General features: G+C 61.9%; 24 protein-coding genes. 13 read left to right on the top strand and 11 right to left on the bottom strand.

Features of this window, described 5'->3' with window-relative positions; all coding sequences use genetic code 11:
* The first annotated feature begins 66 nt into the window (after positions 1 to 66).
* From M1L53_RS10750 to M1L53_RS10725, 6 genes are all read left to right on the top strand, one after another.
* Positions 67 to 1,230, top strand: a complete 1,164-nt coding sequence (locus tag M1L53_RS10750) for a steroid 3-ketoacyl-CoA thiolase (RefSeq protein WP_007732681.1) — start codon at positions 67 to 69, stop codon at positions 1,228 to 1,230.
* Positions 1,231 to 1,264: 34 nt separating this feature from the next.
* Positions 1,265 to 3,445: an acyl-CoA dehydrogenase gene (locus M1L53_RS10745; protein WP_050656596.1), complete on the top strand. Its 2,181-nt coding sequence runs from the start codon at positions 1,265 to 1,267 to the stop codon at positions 3,443 to 3,445.
* 7 nt (positions 3,446 to 3,452) lie between these two features.
* Positions 3,453 to 4,655 (top strand): lipid-transfer protein, encoded by a 1,203-nt coding sequence (locus tag M1L53_RS10740; protein ID WP_003940027.1) that lies wholly within the window; start codon positions 3,453 to 3,455, stop codon positions 4,653 to 4,655.
* Complete coding sequence (locus M1L53_RS10735; protein WP_007732676.1) at positions 4,655 to 5,524, top strand: MaoC/PaaZ C-terminal domain-containing protein; 870 nt, start codon at positions 4,655 to 4,657, stop codon at positions 5,522 to 5,524. Before M1L53_RS10740 ends, M1L53_RS10735 begins: the two co-directional genes overlap by 1 nt.
* On the top strand, positions 5,524 to 6,174 hold the full coding sequence (locus M1L53_RS10730; RefSeq protein WP_003940283.1) for a PaaI family thioesterase: 651 nt from the start codon (positions 5,524 to 5,526) through the stop codon (positions 6,172 to 6,174). Before M1L53_RS10735 ends, M1L53_RS10730 begins: the two co-directional genes overlap by 1 nt.
* Positions 6,175 to 6,252: 78 nt before the next feature.
* Positions 6,253 to 7,041 (top strand): SDR family NAD(P)-dependent oxidoreductase, encoded by a 789-nt coding sequence (locus tag M1L53_RS10725; protein ID WP_007732675.1) that lies wholly within the window; start codon positions 6,253 to 6,255, stop codon positions 7,039 to 7,041.
* 31 nt (positions 7,042 to 7,072) lie between these two features.
* Here M1L53_RS10725 and M1L53_RS10720 read toward each other — a convergent pair whose 3' ends face one another.
* Entirely contained in the window at positions 7,073 to 7,897 is an 825-nt protein-coding gene (locus M1L53_RS10720; RefSeq protein WP_003940537.1) for a mycofactocin-coupled SDR family oxidoreductase, read from the bottom strand.
* A gap of 135 nt (positions 7,898 to 8,032) precedes the next feature.
* Here M1L53_RS10720 and M1L53_RS10715 point away from each other — a divergent pair, with 135 nt between their 5' ends.
* Complete coding sequence (locus tag M1L53_RS10715) at positions 8,033 to 8,188, top strand: hypothetical protein (protein WP_003940615.1); 156 nt, start codon at positions 8,033 to 8,035, stop codon at positions 8,186 to 8,188.
* A gap of 40 nt (positions 8,189 to 8,228) precedes the next feature.
* Here M1L53_RS10715 and M1L53_RS10710 read toward each other — a convergent pair whose 3' ends face one another.
* Entirely contained in the window at positions 8,229 to 9,725 is a 1,497-nt protein-coding gene (locus tag M1L53_RS10710) for a DUF222 domain-containing protein (protein ID WP_054187459.1), read from the bottom strand.
* An 832-nt stretch (positions 9,726 to 10,557) separates the two neighbouring features.
* Here M1L53_RS10710 and M1L53_RS10705 point away from each other — a divergent pair.
* A complete protein-coding gene (locus M1L53_RS10705) occupies positions 10,558 to 11,073 on the top strand; it encodes a hypothetical protein (RefSeq protein WP_232319021.1) in 516 nt (171 codons plus the stop codon).
* A gap of 8 nt (positions 11,074 to 11,081) precedes the next feature.
* Here the strand turns inward: M1L53_RS10705 and M1L53_RS10700 are convergent, their stop codons facing one another.
* The 4 genes from M1L53_RS10700 to M1L53_RS10685 are packed head-to-tail and all read right to left on the bottom strand — an operon-like array spanning position 11,082 to position 14,631.
* Positions 11,082 to 11,591 (bottom strand): nuclear transport factor 2 family protein, encoded by a 510-nt coding sequence (locus M1L53_RS10700; protein ID WP_054187458.1) that lies wholly within the window; start codon positions 11,589 to 11,591, stop codon positions 11,082 to 11,084.
* Between the two features lies 1 nt (position 11,592).
* Positions 11,593 to 12,489, bottom strand: coding sequence for a TIGR03619 family F420-dependent LLM class oxidoreductase (locus tag M1L53_RS10695; protein WP_054187457.1), 897 nt, complete (start codon positions 12,487 to 12,489; stop codon positions 11,593 to 11,595).
* Between the two features lie 13 nt (positions 12,490 to 12,502).
* The gene (locus M1L53_RS10690) at positions 12,503 to 12,973 is read right to left on the bottom strand and encodes a nuclear transport factor 2 family protein (RefSeq protein WP_030536992.1); all 471 of its coding nucleotides are present in this window, start codon (positions 12,971 to 12,973) and stop codon (positions 12,503 to 12,505) included.
* Complete coding sequence (locus M1L53_RS10685; RefSeq protein ID WP_054187456.1) at positions 12,970 to 14,631, bottom strand: class I adenylate-forming enzyme family protein; 1,662 nt, start codon at positions 14,629 to 14,631, stop codon at positions 12,970 to 12,972. The genes M1L53_RS10690 and M1L53_RS10685 overlap by 4 nt, the downstream gene beginning before the upstream one ends.
* 254 nt (positions 14,632 to 14,885) lie before the next feature.
* Between M1L53_RS10685 and M1L53_RS10680 the strand changes: the two genes are divergently transcribed.
* Genes M1L53_RS10680 through M1L53_RS10670 form a run of 3 tightly spaced genes read left to right on the top strand, consistent with a single transcriptional unit; the run spans position 14,886 to position 18,222 of the window.
* Complete coding sequence (locus tag M1L53_RS10680) at positions 14,886 to 16,517, top strand: AMP-binding protein (RefSeq protein WP_371684398.1); 1,632 nt, start codon at positions 14,886 to 14,888, stop codon at positions 16,515 to 16,517.
* On the top strand, positions 16,514 to 17,344 hold the full coding sequence (locus M1L53_RS10675) for an SDR family NAD(P)-dependent oxidoreductase (protein ID WP_054187455.1): 831 nt from the start codon (positions 16,514 to 16,516) through the stop codon (positions 17,342 to 17,344). Before M1L53_RS10680 ends, M1L53_RS10675 begins: the two co-directional genes overlap by 4 nt.
* Complete coding sequence (locus M1L53_RS10670; protein WP_054187454.1) at positions 17,341 to 18,222, top strand: LLM class F420-dependent oxidoreductase; 882 nt, start codon at positions 17,341 to 17,343, stop codon at positions 18,220 to 18,222. Before M1L53_RS10675 ends, M1L53_RS10670 begins: the two co-directional genes overlap by 4 nt.
* A gap of 52 nt (positions 18,223 to 18,274) precedes the next feature.
* Here M1L53_RS10670 and M1L53_RS10665 read toward each other — a convergent pair whose 3' ends face one another.
* Entirely contained in the window at positions 18,275 to 19,396 is a 1,122-nt protein-coding gene (locus M1L53_RS10665) for a tyrosine-protein phosphatase (RefSeq protein ID WP_082845730.1), read from the bottom strand.
* A 55-nt stretch (positions 19,397 to 19,451) separates the two neighbouring features.
* Between M1L53_RS10665 and M1L53_RS10660 the strand changes: the two genes are divergently transcribed.
* The gene (locus M1L53_RS10660; RefSeq protein WP_223304510.1) at positions 19,452 to 19,610 is read left to right on the top strand and encodes a hypothetical protein; all 159 of its coding nucleotides are present in this window, start codon (positions 19,452 to 19,454) and stop codon (positions 19,608 to 19,610) included.
* 36 nt (positions 19,611 to 19,646) lie between these two features.
* Here M1L53_RS10660 and M1L53_RS10655 read toward each other — a convergent pair whose 3' ends face one another.
* Positions 19,647 to 20,210, bottom strand: coding sequence for a GtrA family protein (locus M1L53_RS10655; protein WP_003939753.1), 564 nt, complete (start codon positions 20,208 to 20,210; stop codon positions 19,647 to 19,649).
* A 65-nt stretch (positions 20,211 to 20,275) separates the two neighbouring features.
* Positions 20,276 to 21,481 (bottom strand): enhanced intracellular survival protein Eis, encoded by a 1,206-nt coding sequence (locus M1L53_RS10650; RefSeq protein ID WP_030536997.1) that lies wholly within the window; start codon positions 21,479 to 21,481, stop codon positions 20,276 to 20,278.
* Positions 21,482 to 21,614: 133 nt separating this feature from the next.
* Between M1L53_RS10650 and M1L53_RS10645 the strand changes: the two genes are divergently transcribed.
* Positions 21,615 to 22,835, top strand: coding sequence for a fatty acid desaturase (locus M1L53_RS10645; RefSeq protein ID WP_007732653.1), 1,221 nt, complete (start codon positions 21,615 to 21,617; stop codon positions 22,833 to 22,835).
* Between the two features lie 4 nt (positions 22,836 to 22,839).
* Here M1L53_RS10645 and M1L53_RS10640 read toward each other — a convergent pair whose 3' ends face one another.
* Positions 22,840 to 23,508: a methionine ABC transporter permease gene (locus tag M1L53_RS10640; RefSeq protein WP_007732650.1), complete on the bottom strand. Its 669-nt coding sequence runs from the start codon at positions 23,506 to 23,508 to the stop codon at positions 22,840 to 22,842.
* Positions 23,505 to 24,506, bottom strand: a complete 1,002-nt coding sequence (locus M1L53_RS10635; protein WP_007732648.1) for a methionine ABC transporter ATP-binding protein — start codon at positions 24,504 to 24,506, stop codon at positions 23,505 to 23,507. Before M1L53_RS10635 ends, M1L53_RS10640 begins: the two co-directional genes overlap by 4 nt.
* Positions 24,507 to 24,508: the final 2 nt, after the last annotated feature.

The following is a 24,508-nucleotide window of genomic DNA, read 5'->3' as shown; positions in this document are numbered from 1 at the left end:
TAAATTACAGAAAAATAGACGGTGAGCCAGCTCGCCGACCGAAAACTCCACGAAGGAGCGAACATCATGGGTCATGCAGTCATCGTCGAGGCCGCTCGGACACCGATCGGCCGTCGTCGCGGCGCCCTGGCGGGACTGCACCCCGCCGAGATTCTGGGAGCAGCGCAGCTCGGCGTTCTCGAACGGGCAGGCGTCGCACCGGAAGACATCGGACAGATCATCGGCGGCTGTGTCACCCAGGCAGGTGAGCAGTCCAACAACGTCACGCGGCAGGCGTGGCTGCACGCCGGATTGCCGTACAGCACCGCGGCAACCACTATCGATTGCGCCTGTGGATCCGCCCAGCAGGCAGTGCATTTGATTTCCGGCCTGATTTCGTCTGGTCAGATCTCGGCCGGTATCGGCTGCGGCGTCGAGGCTATGAGCCGTGTGTTCCTGGGTCAGGCAAACGCACCGGGAACGGGAAACCCGTACCCGGACGACTGGACCATCGACATGGGTGACCAGTTCACCTCCGCGCAGCGAATTGCCGAGAAGCGTGGGATCACGCGCGCCGACGTCGACGCGTTCGGTCTGGAATCGCAGCGCCGCGCAGCTCAGGCTTGGGCAGAAGGACGCTTCGACCGCGAGATCGTGCCCGTCAAGGCTCCCGTGGTGGACAAGGAAGGCGTGCCTACCGGTGAGATCGCCACTGTCACTCGCGACGGGGGACTGCGTGAGACGACGGCAGAAGCGCTGGCTGGGCTCAAGCCGGTCATCGAAGGCCATATCCACACCGCCGGCAACTCGTCGCAGATCAGTGATGGCGCGGCTGCGGTACTGCTGATGAGCGAAGAGCGCGCACAGGAACTGGGATTGAAGCCCCGCGCGCGGATCGTCGCGTCCGGCATGGTCGGATCCGATCCCTTCTATCACCTGGACGGGCCGATCGAGTCCACCCAGATGGTGCTCGACAAGGCCAAAATGACCTTGGACGACATCGATCTCGTCGAAATCAACGAAGCCTTTGCCTCGGTCGTGCTCTCCTGGGCGCAGGTTCACGGCGCAGACCTGTCCAAGGTCAACGTCAACGGTGGTGCGATCGCGCTCGGACATCCCGTCGGTTCCACGGGCGCTCGTCTGATCACCACTGCGCTGCACGAACTCGAGCGCTCGAACAAGTCGACGGCTCTGGTCACGATGTGCGCCGGTGGCGCTCTCTCGACCGCCACCATTATCGAACGCATCTGACCCGTACTGACACTGTCGAATTGACGAGGTAGACATGACTATTGGATTGAGTGAAGAAGATCGTGACCTCCGCGACTCCGTACGGGGCTGGGCGGCGCGTCACGCAACACCCACCGTCGTCCGTGAAGCCGTCGAGGCGAAGGTCGAAACTCGCCCCCAACTCTGGAACGGGCTTGCCGAGCAGGGGCTTCTCGGACTACACGTAGCCGAGGAATTCGGCGGCGCAGGATACGGATTGGTCGAACTCGCCATCGTCGTCGAGGAACTTGGACGCTCGATGGTTCCCGGACCATTCCTGCCGACGGTAGTGGTCAGCGCTGTTCTCAGCGATGCCGGAGAAACGGACAGACTGCCGACGCTCGTGGATGGCAGCACGCTCGGAGCTGTTGCACTGCAGCCGGGTTCGCTGAAGATCACCCGCGACGGCGACAACACCACCCTCAGCGGAACGTCCAGCCAGATTCTCGGCGGCCATGTCGCTGACCTGTTCCTCCTCGCGACGGACAGCGGATTCGTTCTGCTCGGACGTGACCGCCTCGAGGTCACGGACTTGGCCAGCTACGACGTCGTGCGTCGTAACTCCGAGGTCACCGTCGACGGTTTGGTGCTCACCGATTCCGAGATCCTCACCATCGATACCCAGCGTGTACTCGACATTGCCGCAACACTGTTCGCGGCCGAGGCATCAGGCTTGGCCGACTGGGCAGTCACGACGTCGGCCGACTACGCGAAGGTGCGTCAGCAGTTCGGTCGCCCGATCGGCCAGTTCCAGGGTGTCAAGCACAAGGCTGCACGTATGCTCGCGCTTGCCGAACAGGCACGCGTCTGCGCTTGGGACGCTGCGCGTGCGCTGACTCCCGCCAACGGCGTCGGTGCCGAGGAGGCTTCTCTCGCAGCAGCCGTCGCCGGAGCCACGGCCCTCGAGGCTGGCTTCTCCGTCACGCGTGACTGCATCCAGGTGCTCGGCGGAATCGGCTACACGTGGGAGCACGACGCGCACCTGTACCTGCGCCGCGCGCAGTCCCTGCGAATTCTGCTGGGTTCCACGGCATCCTGGCGTCGTCGCGTTGCCGAGCTGACCATTGCCGGCACCCGTCGCGTGCTCAGCATCGAGTTGCCGCCCGAGGCCGAGGCGGTCCGCGCCGACGTTCGCGCCGAGCTCGGTCCTGCGCTCGAACTCGAAGGTGCCGCGCAGAAGACGTACCTCGCGGAAAAGGGCTACACCGCACCGCACTTCACGGCTCCGTGGGGCAAGTCCGCCGACGCCGTCAGCCAGCTGGTCATCGCCGAAGAACTGCGCGCTGCGAAGATCAAGCCGCACGACATGATCATCGGCAACTGGGTCATCCCGACGCTCATCGCGCACGGCAACGAAGAGCAGCTCGCCAAGTTCGTCCCGCCGTCACTGCGCGGCGACATCGTCTGGTGTCAGCTCTTCTCCGAGCCCGGCGCAGGTTCCGACCTCGCCGCACTGAGTACAAAGGCCACCAAGGTCGACGGTGGCTGGAAGTTGCAGGGCCAGAAGGTGTGGACGTCGATGGCACGCGACGCGCACTGGGGAATCTGCCTCGCGCGCACCGACGCCGACGCACCCAAGCACAAGGGCCTGTCCTACTTCCTCATCGACATCAAGAACAGTGGCCTCGACATTCGTCCGCTGCGCGAGATCACCGGTGAAGCACTGTTCAACGAAGTCTTCTTCGACGACGTCTTCGTTCCCGACGAGTGCCTGGTCGGCGCGCCAGGCGACGGCTGGAAGCTCGCTCGCACCACGCTGGCCAACGAGCGTGTCTCGCTGTCCAACGACTCGTCGCTCGGATCGGGTGGCGAGGCTCTTCTGAGCCTGGTCGACGGACTGCCCGGTGGCATCGACGACGAGCAGCTGACCGTGCTCGGAAAGGTGCTGTGCGACGCGCAATCCGGTGGTCTGCTCGGTCTGCGCACCACGCTGCGCTCGCTCACCGGCGCGCAGCCGGGTGCCGAATCCTCGGTGGCGAAGCTGATCGGTGTCGAGCACATCCAGCAGGTCTGGGACGTGGCAATGGAGTGGGCCGGACCGAGTTCACTTCTGGGCGAACAGCATCGGATGTCTGCAACCCAGATGTTCTTGAACTCGCAGTGCATGTCCATCGCGGGTGGTACAACCAATGTTCAGCTCAACATCATCGGTGAGCGAATCCTGGGTCTGCCTCGCGACCCTGAACCGGGAAAGTGACCTGCACATGAGCAATCGCACCTTCGTCATCGGCGTCGGCATGACCAAGTTCGAGAAGATCGAGACCCGCGACTGGGAATACCCGGACATGGTGACCGAAGCCGTCTCGAATGCCCTGACCGATGCCGGGATCGGCTACGGCCAGATTCAGCGTGCTGCGGTCGGTTACGTGTTCAACGCGTCGACAGCAGGACAGCGAGCTCTCTACGAGACCGGTCTGACCGGCATTCCGATCTTCAACGTCAACAACAACTGCGCGACCGGCTCGACGGCGCTGATGATGGCGCGCGAGTGGGTCCAGGCCGGACAAGCCGAGTGCGCCTTGGCCGTCGGCTTCGAGAAGATGACCAAAACGGCGTTGACCGGTAACGGTGAGATGCCCAAGGTCACGACCTTGGACTCTCAGCTGAAGATCATGGTCGAGGATTACGGGTTCGCCCGATCGCCGATGACAGCTCAGCTGTTCGGTAACGCTGCCGTCGAGCACATGAAGAAGTACGGCACCACGGTCGAGCAGATCGCAGCGGTGGCGGTCAAGAATCACAAGCATTCGGTGAACAATCCGTACGCACAGTTCCGTGACGAGTACACCCTCGAACAGGTACTCGGCGACAAGATGATTCACGAGCCGCTGACACGTTCGCAGTGCTCGCCGACCTCGGACGGCGCCGGAGCCGCGATCGTCGTGAGCGAGAAGTTCGTGCGTGAGCACGGCCTCGAAGACCGGGCGATCGAAATCGTCGCACAGGCGTTGACCACTGACACCGAGGCAGCGTTCGCCGAGAAGTCGATGATCGACGTGGTCGGCGCGCCGATGACGGCAGCTGCGGCAGAGCAGGTCTTTGCGCAGGCCGGGATCACCATCGATGACGTCGACGTCATCGAACTGCACGACTGCTTCGCGATCAACGAGATCATCACCTACGAGGGCCTGGGGATGTGCGCGGTCGGAGAAGGCGGAAAGCTCGTCGAATCCGGCGCGACCACGTACGGCGGCCAGTGGGTCGTCAACCCGTCGGGTGGTTTGATCTCGAAGGGACACCCGCTGGGCGCGACGGGCTTGGCGCAGTGCGCCGAACTCACGTGGCAGCTCCGCGGGACCGCGGATGCGCGGCAGGTCGAAGGCGCTCGTATTGGCTTGCAACACAACCTCGGACTGGGCGGCGCGTGCGTCGTGACGGTCTACCGAGCCGGAACTTTGGAGAACTGATGGCTATCGATCTCGAGGTGGCGTTGGCCGCCGAACCGACTGTGCGCGAGGCGTCGTGGACCGATCGCGACGTCATGCTCTACCAATTGGGACTCGGGGCAGGGGTGAATGCTCTCGATCCCGCTGAACTGACCTGGGTGTACGAAAAGGGGCTGAAGGTACTCCCGACGTTTGCAATGGTTGCAGGCCAGGGAGTTTCGGCGGGTGTACTGCCCGCACCGTCGATGAGTATGCCGGGAATCGACATCGATCTGCGAAAGATCCTGCACGGTGGGCAGTCGCTGGCACTTCACGCGCCCATCCCGTCGACGGGTGCTGCCCGTATTTCTTCTCGGGTCGCCGATGTCTGGGACAAGGGAAAGGCAGCTGTGATCGTTCTCGAGACGGCGGCCGAGGACCTGGACGGGAATCCGTTATGGACCACCGGAATGCAGATCTGGGCGCGCGGCGAAGGTGGATTCGGCGGCAACACCGGGCCCGAAGTTGTTGCCGGGGTGCCTGATCGAGCGCCCGACAAGGTACTGACGTCGAGCACGAGTCCCTCACAGGCGCTGGTGTACCGACTCAGTGGAGACATGAACCCGCTGCACGCTGATCCCTCCTTCGCGAAGATGGCGGGCTTCGATGCACCGATTCTGCACGGCCTCGCGTCGTACGGCATCGTCTGCAAGGCCGTGGTAGACGGGATTCTCGACGGAGATCCGACGCGGGTGAAGAACTACTCGGTGCGGTTTGCAGGTTCGCTCTTCCCCGGCGAATCCATCACCACCTCGGTATGGCAGGACGGCAACACACTGACGTTGGCGGCGACGTGCCCCGAACGCGAGAACTCCCCGGTTCTCACGCACGCAACAATGGAGATCAACTGATGGACCTCGGTTCGCACCCCACAGCAGCGACACATCCGGGCGGCACGATTCTGACGTCGCCGCCGCAGGACGCCCCGGTCGACCGGGCCACGGCAGCAGCGCGTCGCGTTGTCGACGCGATGCTGCGCACCGACCGCGGAAACGCCAATCTGGACCGGGTTGCGGAGGAGCTCAACAGCATTGCCGAGCATCTCGAACAGCACTCACCCGAGGTGGCCGAGCGGTTGATCGACATGTGGAACGGTGAGGGCGTGACTCGTCACGACCCCGTGACCGGCCCCGAGAACGCCATTGCGCCGCCGCTCGTTCTGGAAGGGCTCGCTGACGGGTCGGTGCAGGGAGTGGTCACGTTGACGCTGCCGTACCAGGGCCCTCCCGGCCATGTGCACGGCGGTGTTTCGGCGCTGCTGCTCGATCACGTTCTCGGCGTCGCGAACGCCTGGGGTGGAACTTCCGGCATGACAGCACAATTGAGCACTCGGTACCATCGCCCGACTCCGCTGTTCGAGCCACTCACGATCAGCGGCAAATTCCTGTCCAAGGACGGCCGCAAGATTCACACCGTCGGTGAGATCAAAACTGCGGACGGCGAATTGTGTGTGTCGGTAGAGGGACTGTTCATCGACAAGACCGTGCCGCGCCCCAGGTAGGGGCTTCGCCCCCGTGCGCCTTTTTGGTAGTGGGAACTACCAAAAAGGCGCACAGGGGTTCTGACGAAGGAGGGCCCAGTGGGCAAGCTCGACGGACGTGTAGCAGTGGTCACCGGTGCCGGTATGGGCATCGGGCGTGGAGTGGCGGGCGCGTTCGCGCGTGAAGGCGCGTCGGTGTTGGTTGCCGAGATCGACGAGGCAGCGGGCCTCGAAACCACCCAGTGGTTGCGGGACGAATGGGGCGCGGAGGCGGAATTCGTCCGGACCGACGTCACTGACAAAGCTCAGGTTGTTGCCATGGTCGACAAGTCCGTCGAGCGGTTCGGACGCCTCGACATCCTGGTCAACAATGCTTGGCGGACTTTCGGTTTCGCTCGGCTCGAGAAGATGACCGACGAGCAATTGCGCGGCGGTTTCGACATGGCAGTGATGGCGGCATTCTGGGCGATGCAGGCTGCCCTGCCGGAACTGGAGCGTCACGGCACGGGCCGCGTGATCAACATGTGCAGCCTCAACGGCGTGAATGCTCACATGTACTCGGTGCAGTACAACGCGGCGAAGGAAGCATTGCGAACCCTGACTCGCACTGCTGCCCGCGAGTGGGCTCCCAAGCAGGTGAACTGCAACGTCATCTGTCCCGGTGCGCAGAGTGCGGCGTACAAGCGTGTCGCCGAAGCCAATCCGGAGAACGTGGCAGTGATGGCCGCACAGAACCCGATGGGGCGGATCGGCGATCCCCTCGACGACATCGGCCCCGTTGCGGCCTTCCTGGCAAGTGACGACAGCCGTTACGTCACCGGCAACACCCTCTTCGTCGACGGTGGTGGGCACATCAACGGCGTGCAGTGGGCGCCGACCGTCGACTGATCGACGGCGACGCAGCCGGTGTATCCGGCGTCTATTTGGCCGTGAACCCGGCGTCGACCGGCAGCGCGATACCTGTGACGTATCGAGCCTGATCCGAAACCAGCCAGGCTATCGCGTTGCTGACGTCGGCAGCTTCGATCAACTCGACGTTCAAGAGGTTGCCCACGTCGGCTCCGCTCGATGTCGGGGAGTCCGCAAACAGCTTCGCGACCGCGTCGTTGACGACCATCGGTGTATTCGCGCCAGTCGGGTGCACGGAGTTGACACGAATATTGTGGGGAGCAAGCCAGTGCGACCACGTGCGCCCAAGCCCCACGATGGCGTGTTTACTCGCGCAGTAGCCGTCGGATCCGCCGGTGCCGTCACCTCCACGACCGACAAGTCCCAGAGTTGATCCGGTAAGGACTATTGCGCCACCTGTACCTTGTTCGATCATCGCGGGCGCTGCGGCCTGGACGGTATTCCAGACGCCGAATAGGTTGACCTCCATCTGGTCGCGGAAGGCGCGAGCATCGTCGATATCCGGGGACATCATGCCGATACCGGCGTTGGCCAGGACGATGTCGACGCTGCCCAGCTCCGCAATTCCTTCGGATACCGCAGTTCGCAGTGCGGACAGATCGCGAACATCCACTTCTCGCGCGACGATACTTCGTCCCAGGTTCTCGACCGCTGCTGTTGTCTGCCGCAAATCGTCGGCGGTTCCCATCGGGTAGGCCACCGATTCGATCTGACGGCAGATGTCGAGCGCAATGATGTTCGCGCCCTCCTGCGCCAATCGCACGGCGTGGCTCCTGCCCTGACCTCGGGCGGCCCCGGTGATCAGTGCGGTTTTGCCTTCCAACTGTCCGGGCATGCGTGCTCCGTCCGTCGTGAATCATGATTACTCGGTCATGAGTACTGACCCGAGGGGACGGCGAAATTCGTCGCCGGCGACGTAGTCTGAGTTCAGTTACAGCGGGAACTCGCTTCGGAAGAGAAGAGGCTCGGGATGTCCGATTGGGTGAAGAAGGTCGAAGCTGAAGCCAAAGGGCTCCTCGCCGAGGCGGAAGAAGAGCTGACCGTCCTCGAAGGTGTCGACACCATAGATCCGCTTGCCGACGACGATCCGGCACCAGAAGACGGCACCAAGCCGACGTCAGACTGACCCTGCGACCCGTCGGCGCGCCTCGACACCGCTCGGTATCTCAGAACGGTGGCGGGTCGTCCCCGTAGTCGATGGGTTCTCGGCGGGCTCGCGGTGATTTCCGCCGCTTATATTGAACGTGCTCCTCTGCTCGTTTCTGTATCCGTCGGCGCTGGCGATTGCGTTCACTCTGGATACGGGCAGCTTTGTTCTCCGCCTGGGTCCGCCGATTTCGACCGCCCTGGGGCGGTGTCGGTTCGTGCGATCCAGCCATCAATCCTGCGGGTCGCGTTCGGTAACAATGCCCGGTCGGCGACGTCAGCGACATGGTCCGATCCACGTTCGACGTGAACCGCCACCGGTCGGAATGCTTGAGGCGATGATGGTTGCGGCAGAACGCACTCATATTCGACGCGACCGTTTTACCGCCGCATTCGGGGTCGCCGTGATGGAACGGTTCATTGTGGTCCAGATCGGAATTCCAGGCCGGGACATCACAATGCAGCCATTGGCAGCTGCCCGCGATGATCCGTAACCAGGTATCGAGAACGGCGCCCGGTCGGTAGACGCGCGCCGAAGCAGGCACCGGCTCTGCGACGTCATCAGCAGGTGCTCGGACGTTTCGAATTACGGCGTCACGGGCGATATCGCGAGCATGCTCAGCGCTGATCACCCCGTACCCGTCGAGGTGGGCGGGCTCGCCGCCACCGTGCAGAGTGGAATCAGTCATCACGACGTGAACCACGGGCCGACGAACGACAACACCACCGCTACGATCCTGCGGGCAATCATCTCGGCCACAGTTGCACGGCAAGAATTGTGATCCGTTGGTCAACTCGAAGAGCGCGTCGGCTCGTCGCTGCTCGTACGTTCGTGAGTCGTTTCGGCATACCGACACTGCCAACTCGCGTAGTCGGCCGTCGAATGCCCGAGCCTGCTCTGCCGGAACGCTTCCCAAGATCTTTGCCATCCCGTCCTCGGCAGCGCTGACTCCGACGAACCGATCGGTGAGAGCACGGCGTCGGCGTTCTCGCATACCTTCCGGGTCCACCATCGCCACGATCCGATCGATCGCCGCTGTCAGTCGTCTTCCCGTCAAGCCCGTTCCGCCTGCTACTGGTGGGGCGAGAACCTGCTCGAGCAGTAGTCGTTCCACCTCGTCGATCAATTCGTCTTTCACGTTCGCGGTCGCGGAATCGATCAAACCAACTCGGTACAGATCCAACTCGCCACGCGCCATCGCCGCTCGAGTGCGATGCAGACGAGTCTTTAGCGAGAACCCCAACCCGATCAGCTTGCCGGCAGCCGCGCGACCCATCGTCAGTGACGCACCGACTTCCGATTCAGCCAACTCGTGTGCGGTCGACGACCACGCACCACTGGCGACATGCTCCGAGCTTCGCCGCGAAAAGAACTCGGCAATCACAGCGAGCTTGCGTTCGACCAGCATCGCCTCGCATGCATGCAGATCGGTCATGAGATCAACCAGCGCACAATCAGTTTCGGTACCGGTCAGCTGTGCTGAGATACCGAAGAGCTCTGTTGTCGGGTTGAACATGCACCCATTATATTCGAATGTGTGTTCGATGCGAACTGAATTCTCAAATCAGTCGGAATAGTCCGAATCGGCCGAAATGCTTATTGTGCTTGCGTTTTGGATCCTGTTCATTCGAAACTCGAACGTGATTGTCGTGCCACTGTGTAAGTATCGGCTTGTGGCAGACAACGCGGTGAAACTCAGTGAACAGTCGCTTGTGCTCTTCATGGACTATGGACAGTTTTACATATACGGCGACGATGACGGTTTCGGGAGGGAAACGGACCTGCTCGAACTCGCGATGGCTTCGCGCCCTGCGTACAGTGACGGCACAGTTGTGATTGTCCTGAGCCCGCACCAGAACAACTTCAACATGCATACAACGGTCGAAGTCTGGTCCTCCCGACCCACATCCGATCGCGAGAAATGGCAGCAGGTCAGTGAGTCGTTTCTGACGGTTGGTCCGCAGGGGTCAATCAGCTTTGATTCACCTCCGGGTGGGGAGTTCATTGTCTGTGATGTACCCGAGGGGTCATATCTGGTCGAGATTGCCGGCCGCGGTTTTGTAAACTACGGCTGGCCCGGATCGACGGAACCCGGAGATGTTTGGCGGGTGCGTATGTGGCCTGCAGGTGGTGACGAGGTGCGGCCATCGCTGCAGTGGGACATGCCGGGATATGGCGTTCCTGTGGACGAACCGATACCTGAACCGATTCCTCGTCCACAACGGGACATCGAGTCGAAATGGATAACGATTTACGGCGAGAACGGCGAGCCGTCCAGGGTTGTGCAAATCAGTGACCTCCGCGCCGAAGCTGCTGAACGAGAGCGGCAGGAGTGGGGAGGAGATCCGATGCCTGAACTCGAACGATTCCAGTCCGGCAAAGAACTAGCTCGTATGGACCGACCACTTGCCGAAGCGGTCGTCCGCATGAACGTCGCGACTCTTCGTCAACTTGCGTTTTGGGCCGCTGTGCAGGCGTATGAGCATGCGGGATTAGCCGACAGGGATTGGGTTCGTCCGGCCCTCAACGCTATGCATGTGGGACAACAACTTCCGGAACCCTTCGGAAATCGCACAACGGCATTCGAGCACCTACACGAGGAGGAATTCGGTGCGGGGACCGACAATGTGGAGTTGGAAGTCAAGATCGAGATAGTGGGCCATTCGCCGCAACCGGAGTCCAATCCGTTCGATCACGGGAATATTCATGTCCCGTCCTACGCTCTCAATGCGATTTTCGACGCGATCGAATCGGACCCGTTGACCGCAGCGGTCAATGCATTGGGAACGGCAGCAGTCACGTTCGGGAAGGATATCCGCATGTTGTTCGCGAGAGCGCGAGTTGAATTCGACCTCGAAGACTGAACCCCAAGTTATTCAAGGGACCTTCGTAGTGCGGTGAGCGGATCCGAGGCATCTCGACGCCCACGCGGACCAGGCCCTTCGGGGTTGACGAAGCGGCCCTCGTCCGAGCGAGTCCACTCGCGTACGGCCCATCTCTCCTTGATCGCCCAACGGCCGTCGCGTCGCTCCATGTGGTCGATGAACCGCGCACCACTGGTGAAGTTGATCATTCCGATGTCTTCGGGCCCGCCCCAGTGTGTGGACATCGAATATGCCTCGCTGATCGCGTGGTCGCCGTGCAGTTCGACCAGGTGGTTGCCGATGTGGTGCATCGTGCCGCCGATCGCGGAGAGTTTTGTTGTGGCCCAGGCGATGTACTCGTCGATGGTGCCGTCGAATCCGGTGTGATGGTCGATCGCGTCCGGGTGGTAGGCGCTGCGGACGAGATCGAAGTCGAGGCGATCGATGCCGCGGCAGTACGTCAGAACCACCTCACGAATTGCCTGCTTGTCGATGAGATCCTGCAGTGCCCGGTCCATGTCATGCCTCCTTGATGCTGGTCATCCAGTCGAGTAGTTCTGGTAGTTCTTCGGCAGCGCAATCGAATACGGCAGGTCGAAAAACGACGACGGACGCGCCGCGGGCGAACCAGTCCCGGGTCTTGTCTGCGGTTGCCGAGAGGTCGACGGACCCGTTGTCGCGTCGAACCGGCGCCGCAGACACTTGCACGCGCGCCGACTCCGGGTCACGTTGGTGGGCTTCGAACGTGTTGCACAACAGTGCAACACTGTCGGTGAACGTTCCCAGATCGGTCGGGTTCACGGTCCAGCCGTCGGCGACGCGTGCGATGCGGTCGAAGTTCCGCCGGCTTGGTCCGAAACCGAAGAGCACTGGTATTCGGGATTGGATCGGCAGCGGGAGGCTGTGGTAATTCTCGAAAGCGAAGTCGCGTCCCTTGAAGGTGGCCGGTGCATTGGTCCACAGTTCGCGGCAGGCTGCGACGGTCTCTTCCATGCGCCCGAATCGCGCGTCGAAAGGCATGTTGGTGGCGGTGTATTCGGCTTCTTGCCAACCGACGCCGAAACCCATGACGGTTCGACCTTCGGACAATGAGTCGAGAGTGGCAACCTGTTTGGCGAGCAGAGCGGCTGGGCGAACAGTGGCGATCAGAACCGATACTCCGAGGCGAGCGCGTTCGGTCACTGCGGCGATCGAGGAAAGAAGTGAAATCGGTTCGTACCAAGGGTGATCCAACGGGAACAAGAAGTTGTGTTCGGCTGCCCGCTGAGCGTGAGCGTCGGCATTGAACCCGAGATGATCGCCGGTGCAGATCAGATCGATCCCGGCACGGTCAGCACGCGCGGCGAAGTCCAGAACCGGGCGAATCTTGCCGTCGAACAGGGCCTCGAGGCCCAAGATGTTGACGCCGATTTCCACAGTCGTCGTTCCTCTACAGTGCCCGCTTGGCATGGGCGGACATCTCGCCCATGTTGTCCAGACAGAAGAGTCTCGAGCTGAACTGCCACGACCCGTCGACGCAGGTGAAGCGATCGAAGTAGCGGCCCGCCAGAATAGGTTGCAGGGCAAGATCTTCGGTACCTTGGATGACCGTGACGTACGAGAGTGCCGTCGCTGATTCACCGTCGACCGCGATTCGCGTGTTGGTCAGCAGATGTTTGGTTCGCGGAACCGGCGGATCACCGTACATTCGAATGAAGCCGCTGCAGGCTGCGAACACTGCGTCGGCGTCGGACGAAATGAGCGTGGTGGCAACCCCGTCCGGCCCGCACTGCCCGTAGTCGGACGAAGCGAACAATGCAGCGACTTCACGCAATCGGCCCTGATCGATCAGATGCGTGTACTCGCAGAGCAGGTCACGGATCGCCGACTCGGCGACGATCCGTGACAGCTCCGCGGTCATACGGTGATCTCGCGCCGAACCATCTTGCCGGTTGCATTGCGAGGCAGCAGATCGCTGGTGATGCGCCACTTCGACGGCACCTTGAAATAGGACAGTCGCTCGGCAGCGTAATCACGCAGCTCCGCCTCCGTTGTGGCGGCTCCGGGACGCAGGACAACCACGGCGGACACTTCCTGGCCGAGGTCGGGGTGCGGCATGCCGATGACAGCGCACTCGATCACGTCGGGGTGTTCGTCGAGCGTCTGCTCGATCTCGGTGGGGTAGACGTTCTCGCCGCCACGCAGGATCAGGTCGGAACGACGACCGGTGAGACGGAGACGCCCGTTTTCGATGACGCCGAAATCGCCGGTGCGGAGCCAGCGTCCGGGGGCAATTGCCGACTCGGTCGCCTCGTCGTTCTCCCAGTATCCGAGCATGACGAAGGGGCTGCGTACGCACACTTCACCTTCGATGCCGTCCGGCAGCCATTCGCCGAAGGGATCGCGAATCTCCATCGAGACGGTGATGATCGGACGCCCGAGAGTGCCTGGGAACTCTTCGAGTTCGGCGCCGACGGCGACCGCAATGGCGGTGCTGCATTCGGTGAGGCCGTAGCTGTCGACCAGAGCATTGCGTGCGAACGGCACCTGCTCCTTGAGGCGTTCCTTGAACGCGGGCGACGACGGCGCGGATGCCAGCGAGAATGCAGTCAGCGAAGAGACGTCGTACTTGGCGATGTTGCCGTGCTCGAGTAGCCGCGATGCCATCGTGGGGACAGCACCCCAGTTGGTGACACGCTCGCGTTCGACCAACCCGAGCACCTTGTCGACGTCGAAGCCGCCCTCGGTCAGGATGACGGCACTGCCCGTCGCGAGACGGGGAACCACCAGATTGTGAAGGCTGGCGATGTGGAAGAGCGGGGAGGTGAGTAGATAACGCAGTGGGCTCGGCTTGGAAGCGTCGTACTCACGGCCGGTGAATGCGGCGCCGATCGCGTCGCTGTACTTGTGGTAGTCGACGACGGCCATCACGTTGCGGTGCGAATGGAGTGCGCCCTTGGGGCGGCCGCTGGTACCACTGGTGAACAGGATGACGGCGGGGTCGTCCTCGTCGATGTCGGTGCTCGGCACGTCGGAGCCTGCATACTCCGCGATGAGCGCGGGCAGATCCTCTTCCATGGTGAGGACCGCGATGTCTGCCGGCAGTTCGGGGAGGGCGGCGCCGCGCTTGGCATCCACGACCAGAACCTTCGGACGTGAGAGCTCGATCCCGTGAGTGACCTCGCGCGGAACCCACCAACCGTTGAGACCGACTGCGATCGCGCCGAGCGCCTGCGTCGCGAAGAACGTCATGACCCATTCGGGAGTGTTGGCAGCGAGGATACCCACACGGTCGCCCTTGCGGACTCCGTACTTGTCCCGCAGAGCAGTTGCCAGCGCGGCAACGGAATCGGCATGCTCGGTGAACGAGATTCGACGATCGCTGGTGACGAGATAGTCGCCGTCGCCCCAGGCGCGAGATGCCGAGATGAGTTCACCGATGGCGTGACCGCGGTTCTTCATCACAGGCATGACGGTGCCGAGAACCTCTTCTTCGACGATCTCGAATGGCCCACCTGGACCGGTGAGGCGTGAGACCGCCTGGTCCAGAAGCAACTGCGGATCTGCGGGGGCAGTCATGGAATGGCCTTTCGTATTGTGGCGCTTTTCACGTCACAAAATCTCACGAGAAAATCATATCTGTGGCGGCGGTTACCACTGAGCGAGACTGGGACGGTTCCGGCTCTGAGGCGTCGATACGTTCGAGTCGTATCGCAGTTGGAGTAATCGACATTCCGATATCGACTAGGACACAGGACACGATGACGAACACCGCCACCGAAGCATCTTCGAATGCAGCTCTTGCAGCTCCTCAGCGCGAGGACGTCGCGCAGATGTTGATCGACCGTCTCGGTGATCAGCACCTGGGCCTGCGGACGCGGACGCAGGACTGGAGCTGGGACGAGGTGGTGCGCGAGAGCGCAGCGCGCGGCTCGCTGGCGAAGTCGCTTCGCGCGCCCGGACCGTTTCACATCGGAGTACTTCTCGAGAACGATCCGGAGTTCCTGTTCTGGCTCGGCGGCGCGGCCCTGACCGGGGCCACGATCGTCGGCATCAATCCGACCAGGCGTGGAGCTGAACTCGAGGCTGAGGTCCGGTACGTCGACTGCCAGCTGATCGTCACCGACAAAGCAGGCTACGAGAAGCTTGCCGGCCTGGACCTCGGGCTGACCGAAGATCGTTTCGTCCTCGTCGACGACGCGTCGTACCCGGACAAGATTGCAGCACATCACGTCGAGTCGCCTCAGATCGACCTCGGTGTCGACGCGTCGACGCTGTTCTTGCTTCTCTTCACCTCGGGCACTACCGGAATGTCCAAGGCAGTGCGGTGCAGCCAGGGGCGTCTGACGCGGTTGGCCTACGCGAACTGCGCCAAGTACGACATCGACCGCGACGACGTCTGCTACTGCTGCATGCCGCTCTTCCACGGCAACGCGTTGATGGCTCTGTGGGCGCCGGCCCTTTCGCAGGGAGCTACGGTCTGCCTCGTTCGTAAGTTCACGGCCTCGGGATTCATGCCGGACGTTCGGTTCTACGGCGCAACATATTTCACCTACGTCGGTAAGGCCTTGGGGTATCTCATGGCGACGCCGGAACTGCCCGACGACATCGAGAACACCCTCACCCACGGCTTCGGGACCGAGGCGTCGCCGGGGGACAAGGCAGAGTTCATCCGTCGTTTCGGTGCACAACTTTTCGAGGGATACGGTTCGAGTGAAGGTGCCGGTTCAGTAGTGCTCGATCCGAACCAACCTGCCGGAGCGCTGGGCCGTCCCGCGAGCGAGAACATCGTCATCGTCGATCCCGATACGCGCGAAGAGCGACCCCGCGCAATTCTCGACGAGCACGGTCACGTGCTGAACCCCGACGAATCCATCGGCGAGATGGTCGACAAGGCCGGATCGAAGAAGTTCGAGGGGTACTACAAGAACGAAGACGCGATCGCCGAGAAGATTCGCCACGGTTGGTACTGGACAGGCGATCTCGGCTACGTCGACGAGGCCGGCTTCATCTACTTCGCGGGACGCAAGGGCGACTGGATCCGGGTCGACGGTGAGAACACCTCGGCTTTGATGATCGAGCACATCCTGCGTCGGCACCCCAAGGTGATTGCCACGGGTGTCTTCGCGGTACCGGATCCGCGTTCGGGTGATCAGGTCATGGCTGCGATCGAGGTCGCCGATCTCGCCGATTTCGATCCGGTCGAGTTCGCCGACTACCTTGCCGCGCAGGCGGATCTGGGTACCAAGGCAGCGCCACGATTTGTTCGCGTTTCGACCGACCTGCCCGTCACGGGCTCCAACAAGGTACTCAAACGTGAACTTCAAGCCGATCGCTGGCGGACCGACGAACCAGTGTTCCACTGGGTGGGCCGAGGCACTCCCGAATACACGTTGATGACCGAAGCTGACGTGGTGAACCTGGAGAAGGAGTTCGAGACTCACGGCCGCACGCGGTTCCTGTGAGTGGAGTTGCGCTGGTGACCGGCGCTTCCCGGGGGATCGGCCGAGAGTGCGCGCTGGCATTCGCGCGCGCCGGATTCGACGTTGCAATCACTGCTCGCACCGTTCGTGAAGGAGAGGGGCGGGCAGCCCCGCGAACGAGGCAAGGCGAGCAAGTGATTCCGGTGCCCGGCAGCCTGGAGACGACGGTTGCCGAGATCGAGTCCTTCGGTGTGCGCGCATTGGCCGTTCCGATGAACCTGCTCGATCTGGCATCCGTCCGCGGCGCCGGTGAACGGGTGCTGGCCGAGTGGGGACGTGTCGACGTGCTGGTGAACAACGCCTATGCGCAGACTGTCGGAAACATGGACCGGGTGCTCGACATCGAGATCGACGACGCTCAGGCGATGGCGATCGGGAATTATCTGCACCAACTCGCTCTGGTCCAGGTGATACTCCCGTCGATGATCAAGAGCGGCAACGGCGTAGTGGTCAATCTGGCATCGGGCTCGGCGACCATGGATCCGCCTGCGCCTCCCGGCGAGGGTGGTTGGGGTCTGTCGTACGCCGCGTCGAAGGCGTCGTTCGGACGTATTGCCGGAGCGATCAACTCCGAGTACCGAGACGCCGGAATCAAAGCGTTCAACCTGAGTCCGGGATTTGTCATCACGGAATCAGGGAAAGCCCGTGGTGGCGCGGACGCAATCGTGGACGCCGGATTTGCGGCCACACCGGCATCCGTACCCGCTGCAGCGGCGGTGTGGCTTGCAACAGATCCCGATGCGGACCGGTACCTCGGTCGCGTCGTGGATGGTCCGAAATTGATGGCGACACTGGAGGAAACGGTATGAAGCTCGGCGTGGTCGTTCCGGTCGAACTGGGTCGAAGCGGAGACCCTGATTGGATTCTGCAATTCGCCCGTGCGGCCGAGTCGCTGGGTTTCGACGAGATCTCGGCAGTGGAGCACTCGGTGGTCATCGCCGACACCGAGAGCGAGTACCCCTATTCTCCGACCGGAAAATCGCATCTTCCCGATGACTGCGACATCCCGGATCCGCTCGAACTGCTTTCGTTCGTGGCGGGTGCCACAACCACTTTGGGCTTGTCCACTGGAGTTCTGGTGCTGCCCAATCACAATCCGGTAGTGCTCGCCAAACGATTGGCGACGCTCGATCGCCTTTCCGGTGGGCGATTGCGCATCTGCCTCGGCCTGGGGTGGATGAAGGAAGAGATCGAGGCGTGCGGCGGTGACTTCGAGCGCCGCGGCAAGGTAGCCGATGAGGCCATCGCGGTGATGCGTTCACTCTGGGCGGGCAAGGAAGCAGTCGATTTCGACGGCGATTACTTCTCGTTCAAGGGTGCGTACAGCTGGCCGAAGCCGCACCGCGAATCCGGAGTTCCGCTCTACATCGGTGGACACAGTCTCGCTGCTGCTCGGCGAGCAGGCCGGTTGGGTGACGGTTTCCAGCCGCTGGGACTGGCCGGTGAAGATCTCGACAAGGCTGTAGCGGCGATGAAAGCGGCTGCGGTGAAGGCAGATCGAGATCCTGCCGACGTATCGCTGGTACTCGGTGCGACACTGCCCAGGCTCGACGAAGCGAAACTCGACTGGGCACGCGGGTTGGGAGCCGATCGAATCGTGTTGTCCGCGAGTCGTCGTGGCACGTCGCTGGAACTGATCATCGACGAAATGGCCGAATGCTCGAAGCGGCTGGGGATGAGTAACTAGGAGTGCGGGCGTGACCGGCAGCCATCGGAGCGGCTGCCGGTCATTGCTGTAGTTATTGCTTGGTCAGCAATTTGCTCCGGAGCTTTGCGATCGTGTCGGCGTCAAGTTTCAGCACGTCCTGCGAAAACTTCTCCCACCCACCGAACTGGTCGCGAATCTTGTCGAGTACTGGCTGAATCTGGCTGGGACGCTGCTCCATCAACGGTTTCAACAGATCGACATCGATTCCTTTCGAAGACAGAAACGTGTAGGTCTGTTCGTTCTTGGCTTTGTTGTAGGTGTTCGACAGGACGAAGTCGTCGACGATGGTCTTGTCAGGAACACCCAGAATGCCGAGAAGTAGAGCTGTCATCAGTCCAGTGCGGTCTTTGCCTGCCGTGCAGTGGTAAGCGACTGCGGACTCGGAATCGGCGATGGTCCGTAGGGCTTGGGAATACCCAGTCATTCCGTCAGGCTTGGACAGTTGGTCGACGGCGCCGGTGTCGCTGATCCGGACGGCTTCACCGCCCCCGAGCACCTGCTCCACGATTGCAGGGTCACCAGATTTCAGGGCACTCGTAATCGCTGTGGCAAGAGCCTGAGTGCCGGCATCCAGGACTGCCGTGTTGACCACTTTCACGTTCGCGGGAACCTTGTCTGCTCCGTCCTTTGCGATCTCGCTGTCACCTCGGAAATCGACAACGGTCCGGATGCCTGCGTTCTCGATCGTTTGTTGATCGTCAGCAGTCAGATCGCTCAAGCGGTCGCCACGAAAAACCAGGCCCCACTTGACTGATCGGCCGTCGGCTGTCTCGTATCCGCCGACATCACGCACGTTGGCTGCGCCCTGCAGCGTCACGTGGCGGGTTGACGCGATGGTGGAAGTGCCGTCCTCGTCTATGACCTCGAAGTACCAGCGTGACAGTGGGTCGAGGCCGTCGACCTCAGTGGAGAAGCCGTCGACCGTGCCAATTTCCTTTCCTTCTGCGGCTGGGTTTTTCGGGTCGGTGGCGGCGAATACACGCACCTTTTCCGAGCCGCCGTGTTCCCAGACCAGTGAGTAGTGTCCGGCGGACGCTGATGTCACGTCGAGGTCGGTCGGCGTTTTCGCCGACTCGGCCTTGCTGCATGCGCCGAGTACGAGCATGAGTCCTGCCGCCGACAGCGCAAGAACTCGAGTTTTGCAAGTAGCCATGGGTCCTCCGAATCCAATTGGAAATCGGAGGCTACGCACCAGTGATCACTGTGTCGTGACCGTGTTGTGCAGAGCGGGAAAACTGCAGGCTGGAGTGCTTGTCGCCGATGATGATCAGGGATGGGCCAGCCCGTTCAGGAGCATCGCGCCGACAAAGATGGCACTGCTTGCGCGGGCGCTGCAGGACGGGTTGATCGCAATCGACGAACTCTGATCGAAGCGCGAGCGATCGGGTGCGTCGATCCGGGAGTCAGTCGAGGGCGGTGGCGTCGGTTGTCGGCGTCTTGGTGCCGGGAGTCGCTTCGATGTCGAGAACGACCTGGCTGTCGGTGGCTTCTTCGGGGAAGACGTACCGACGCATGGCCCACCAGCGGAAGGCCGTCGCCAGCAGGGTCCCGATGATCGATCCGCTGATGAAGTCCGCGAAGTTTTCCATCAACACCGACACCTCGGGTTGACGCAGATGGAACACGTACCGGGAGGTCCAGAGTGGTACCTGGTTGATGGCCAAACCGATACCCGCGACGATGAAGAACAGAGCGGCCTCGTGATGGCGCTGTCGACCACCGCGCTGCGCAAACGACCATTCGCGGTTGAGGACGTAGGACAGAACCGTCGCGATCAGGACCGCAAGGATGTTGGCCGTCACCGGGTGCTGAGGCAGAACCGTCCACTTGATGCCGAAGAACAGCACCGTGGTGACGATGAAGGCGATGCCGCCGACCACCAGGAACTTGAGCATTTCTGCGTGCGGCAGGACGCGCACGAGAACCCGCTCAGGAAGCCTATTGACCATCTTTTCGACAAACGCCATTGTTCGAGGCTAACCCTGAATACGACCGAGGGCACAAATCGTCGATGCCCGTGTCGGCAAGATCATCAGAATCCGTACCCGAGAATTGCGGGCTTCTGCGCGTTGAAAGCGAAGTCGAAATTCAGGATCTCCTGCGGATCGGACGCGTGGAGTCGGTGCGCCGCCGCGAAGGTCTTGGCCTGGTGCTCGCCCAGGTACAAGCTGCTCAGGACATCAGAGGGCATCGTGATCGCAGGCACCGCGTCAGTGGCCGTACAGGTGGCCTTGCCGCCCTTGACCTGAAGTGCGAAGGTTCCGCCGGCCTTCAGGAACGGATCTTCGACCTTGACGACTGTGTCCAGGTCAGCAGCATATTCACGAGCCTCGAGAGCCGCGGGAACGTCCATGATGCGCAGCCACAGTCGATCGGAGCGCGTCGTCGTCCGGGCAAGACGGTAGTCCGTCAGCATCAGCCGGAGAGGATCGGCAGGATGCTGGCGTGTCTCGATCCGGGTGACGAGGTCAAGGCCGCAGATCGTGCGCCACAGCGCCGCGTGCGCATCTTCGGTGATCGTCACGAACTCGTCGATCCGGGCGATGCTGTCGCGGCCCTCGCTCGTGTGCCGATAAGCGATGTATCCGTCCGCGTGTGTCAGAAAGAACAGTCCGGAGGCGCCGTCACGATCCTCCGACGGGTCGGCGAACATGTGGTCCCAGAGCGGTTGCGGACGGACCTGAGCGCCGGGTGTCTGCAGCCGCCAGCGGTCGTAGATCTCGGGAAGAAGCGTCGAGGCAGCTTTGATGTCGACGATGGACACGCCACCGTTGTCGGGCACCTCGGGGCGGAATCGTGCGAAGCGGCGATCGAGGGTGATGCCTTCGCTGAAGGTGGCCGGGCCGTATCCGAAGCGGTTGTAGATGCCGGCCTCGCTGGCCGTCAGGGCGGCAAGCGGTGCTCCGGTCGACTCGATGTGGGCATGAAGCGCAGTGAACATCGAGCGTAGGACGCCACGACGACGGTGAGTCGGGGCGACGGATACCCAGGTGATTCCGCGCGTGGGGAGTTGGCGTCCGCCGGGCACGGTGAATTCCATGTCGATTTCGATGGCCACGCCGACGGGTAGGTCACCGTCGACGGCGAGGATGATGTCCTCGGGCTTGTAGAGCGCCTTCGTCAGTTCGCTGACCGCGGGAGACGGGTGAAAACCGAACCCCACCGAGTCGAGTAGTTGGAGAGCCGGCCAGTCACTCTCGGTAGCGGTGCGGATGGTGATCTTGTTTTCGGGGCTCACGTGTATCGACTCTGGCATAGATTGCGTGAAGACGCACATGAATATCGGGGCTGACGTTTCCGCACCGGCTCCCAGGGGTACCGCCCGACGGACCAGTCCTGCGGCACGGAGAAAACCGATACGGAGAAACACTGTGGCGATCACCGACATCAAGGAATATGCCCATCTGACCGAGGAAGACGTCGAGGCACTCGGGCGCGAGCTGGATGCCATTCGGCTCGACATCGAGGAGAAGCGCGGCGCGCACGACGCTCGATACATCCAGCGGACGATCGCGTTTCAGCGCTCTCTGATGGTGGCCGGCCGCATCGTCTTGTTCGCCAGCAAGAAGAAGCCTGCCTGGATTCTGGGGACTGCGCTCCTGGGGGTCGGCAAGATCATCGAGAACATGGAACTCGGCCACAACATAATCCACGGCCAGTGGGACTGGATGAACGATCCCGAGATTCACTCGAGCAACTGGGAGTGGGACAACACCTGCCCGTCCTCGGGATGGAAGCACTCGCACAACTTCACCCATCACAAGTTCACCAACATCGTCGGACTGGACAACGACGTGGGCTACGGAATCATGCGCGTCACGCGCGATCAAAAGTGGCACGCCGACTACCTCTTTCAACCGATCACGAATTTTGTGCTCGCGACCCTCTTCGAGTGGGGAGTGGCACTGCATCACCTCGAAACGGACAAACTCCGCAAGGGTGAGGTGAAGTGGTCCGAGAAATCGGAGATGGCCAAGGACGTCGGTAAGAAGATCGCGCGTCAGGTGGCGAAGGATTACATCCTGTTCCCCGCCCTGACCGGCCCCGCGTGGAAGACCACGTTGACGGCGAACGTCGTTGCGAACCTCATCCGAAACTACTGGAGTTACGCCGTCATCTTCTGCGGGCACTTTCCCGACGGTGCCGAGAAGTTCACGCTCGAGGAATTCGAGAACGAATCGCGCGCTCAGTGGTACCTACGACAGATGCTGGGCTCTGCCAACTTTCATGCCGGTCCCGTCATGGCCTTCATGAGCGGCAACCTCTGCTACCAGATCGAGCATCACTGCTTCCCGGATCTGCCGAGCAATCGGTACTCGGAAATCGCGGTGCCGTTGCGCGACCTGTGTGACAAGTACGACCTCCCGTACACGACCGGGCCGCTGTGGAAGCAGTACGGATTGACTCTGCGCACCATCTGGAAGTTGTCGCTGCCCAACAGGTTTCTCTCGGCTTCCCAGGACGACGCTCCGGAGACGCACTCGGAGTTGAAGTTCCGCATCCGAGGCGGAATCAAGGAAGTGTTCGGCGTCGATCCGCAGACGGGTAAGCGGCGCGGACTGCGAACAGCGATCGCGATGGTCTCGAGCTGATCAGTTACCGCTTGTGCGCCATTGAACGAACCACGAGATCGCCGGTCGACTGGATTGCCTGCACCAGCACGATCAAGATCACGACTGCGACGAACAGCACCGGTGTGTTGAATCGTTGGTAGCCGTACTTGATTGCGAAGTCGCCGAGTCCACCGGCGCCGATGGCACCTGCCATGGCCGAGAAGCCGATCAGCATCACCGCCGTCAGGGTTGCTCCTGCTACCAATCCCGGTACGGATTCGGGCAGTAGCACCTTGGTGATGATGTCTTTGTCGGTGGCGCCCATGGACCGCGCTGCCTCGACGCGTCCGGAATCGACTTCACGCAAGGCGTTCTCGACGACGCGCGCAAAGAAGGGCACCGAACCGATGGTCAGCGGGACGATCGCTGCCGTGGCGCCGAGCGCTGTTCCGACGATCGCCCTCGTTGCCGGGATGAGGAGCACCAACAAGATGACGAACGGCAGCGAACGGCCGATGTTCACCACGGTGCCCAGAACCGAATTGAGGACGCGGTTGGGACGGATTCCGTCGGGCGCGCTCGCGTGCAACAGAACACCGAGAGCGATTCCGATGATCACGGTGAGCACGAACGAGACACCGACCATGTAGAGCGTGTCGAGTAGGGCTTCCCATGCTTCGCCCAGGGAATCCTGCCAGGACGTCTTGTTCATGAGAACGTCACCTTCACTCCGCGCTGCGAAAGATGTTCTTCGACAGACTTTCTTGTCTCTTCGTTGCTGACGAGTCCCGTGTGTGAGGCGAACTCCACGCGAAGGCGACCGACCTGATGGGATCCGATGTCCTCGATACCGCCGGAGATCACGGTGACGTCGACGTCGAGATCTCGTGAGAGTTGGGAAATCACGGGTGAGGTGGACAGTGAATCGACAAAGGTGAGGAGCGCCGGAATTCCGGTCGTGGACGTTCGTACCGTTCCGGTCGGCAGTAGCGCCTCTCCGAGGGGTGAGTCCGGGTCTGCGACCAGTTCGGTGAGCGTTCCCTCGTCGACGATGCGGCCCTGATCGATCAGCGCAGCGCGATGGCAGATCCGTCGAACCACGTTGAGCTCGTGGGTGATCAGAACAATGGTCACACCGAGTCGTCGATTGAGATCGGCGAGCAGGTCGAGGATCGAATCGGTTGTGTCCGAGTCGAGGGCGCTGGTGGCCTCGTCGCACAGGAGGACGTCGGGTGAAGCCGCCAAGGCTCTCGCGATGCCGACGCGTTGTTTCTGGCCGCCGGACAGTTGCGAGGGGAAGGCGTCACGTCGGTCTTCCAAGCCCACCAACTCGATCAGCTCGTCGACGCGGGCACGTCGATCTGCCCGCGAGTATCCCGCCACTTCGAGAGGGAAGGCGATGTTGGCGGCGACCGAACGGGAATGCAGCAGGTTGAAATGCTGGAACACGACACCGATCCGCTTGCGTGTGTCGCGCAGTTGCGCTGGGCTCAACGCGGTCAGATCGGTGTCGCCCAACAGAATCCGGCCACTGGTCGGGCGTTCGAGCAGGTTGAGGCAGCGCAGCAAAGTCGACTTGCCGGCGCCGCTCTTGCCGATGATGCCGAAGATTTCGCCGTCTTCGATTTTCAGGGATACGGAATCGAGTGCATGCAGAACTTGTGTGCCGCTGCGGTATTCCTTGGAGACCGATTCGATCGAGAAGACCATGA

Origin of the sequence: Rhodococcus sp. T9N, from assembly GCF_024436645.1 — a bacterium.
In the GTDB taxonomy this organism is placed as follows: Bacteria; Actinomycetota; Actinomycetes; order Mycobacteriales; family Mycobacteriaceae; genus Rhodococcus_F; species Rhodococcus_F qingshengii.
This window is presented reverse-complemented; position numbering and strand designations above follow the sequence as displayed.

Excerpts from the sequence above, each read along its gene's own strand:
- M1L53_RS10680 (WP_371684398.1), top strand. The coding sequence starts at position 14,886 with ATGTTGATCGACCGTCTCGGTGATCAGCACCTGGGCCTGCGGACGCGG.
- M1L53_RS10665 (WP_082845730.1), bottom strand. The coding sequence starts at position 19,396 with ATGGCTACTTGCAAAACTCGAGTTCTTGCGCTGTCGGCGGCAGGACTC.
- M1L53_RS10670 (WP_054187454.1), top strand. The coding sequence starts at position 17,341 with ATGAAGCTCGGCGTGGTCGTTCCGGTCGAACTGGGTCGAAGCGGAGAC.
- M1L53_RS10690 (WP_030536992.1), bottom strand. The coding sequence starts at position 12,973 with ATGACCGCGGAGCTGTCACGGATCGTCGCCGAGTCGGCGATCCGTGAC.
- M1L53_RS10740 (WP_003940027.1), top strand. The coding sequence starts at position 3,453 with ATGAGCAATCGCACCTTCGTCATCGGCGTCGGCATGACCAAGTTCGAG.
- M1L53_RS10655 (WP_003939753.1), bottom strand. The coding sequence starts at position 20,210 with ATGGCGTTTGTCGAAAAGATGGTCAATAGGCTTCCTGAGCGGGTTCTC.
- M1L53_RS10745 (WP_050656596.1), top strand. The coding sequence starts at position 1,265 with ATGACTATTGGATTGAGTGAAGAAGATCGTGACCTCCGCGACTCCGTA.
- M1L53_RS10715 (WP_003940615.1), top strand. The coding sequence starts at position 8,033 with ATGTCCGATTGGGTGAAGAAGGTCGAAGCTGAAGCCAAAGGGCTCCTC.
- M1L53_RS10700 (WP_054187458.1), bottom strand. The coding sequence starts at position 11,591 with ATGGACCGGGCACTGCAGGATCTCATCGACAAGCAGGCAATTCGTGAG.
- M1L53_RS10710 (WP_054187459.1), bottom strand. The coding sequence starts at position 9,725 with ATGTTCAACCCGACAACAGAGCTCTTCGGTATCTCAGCACAGCTGACC.
- M1L53_RS10705 (WP_232319021.1), top strand. The coding sequence starts at position 10,558 with ATGCCTGAACTCGAACGATTCCAGTCCGGCAAAGAACTAGCTCGTATG.
- M1L53_RS10685 (WP_054187456.1), bottom strand. The coding sequence starts at position 14,631 with ATGACTGCCCCCGCAGATCCGCAGTTGCTTCTGGACCAGGCGGTCTCA.
- M1L53_RS10640 (WP_007732650.1), bottom strand. The coding sequence starts at position 23,508 with ATGAACAAGACGTCCTGGCAGGATTCCCTGGGCGAAGCATGGGAAGCC.
- M1L53_RS10750 (WP_007732681.1), top strand. The coding sequence starts at position 67 with ATGGGTCATGCAGTCATCGTCGAGGCCGCTCGGACACCGATCGGCCGT.
- M1L53_RS10720 (WP_003940537.1), bottom strand. The coding sequence starts at position 7,897 with ATGCCCGGACAGTTGGAAGGCAAAACCGCACTGATCACCGGGGCCGCC.
- M1L53_RS10635 (WP_007732648.1), bottom strand. The coding sequence starts at position 24,506 with ATGGTCTTCTCGATCGAATCGGTCTCCAAGGAATACCGCAGCGGCACA.
- M1L53_RS10735 (WP_007732676.1), top strand. The coding sequence starts at position 4,655 with ATGGCTATCGATCTCGAGGTGGCGTTGGCCGCCGAACCGACTGTGCGC.
- M1L53_RS10730 (WP_003940283.1), top strand. The coding sequence starts at position 5,524 with ATGGACCTCGGTTCGCACCCCACAGCAGCGACACATCCGGGCGGCACG.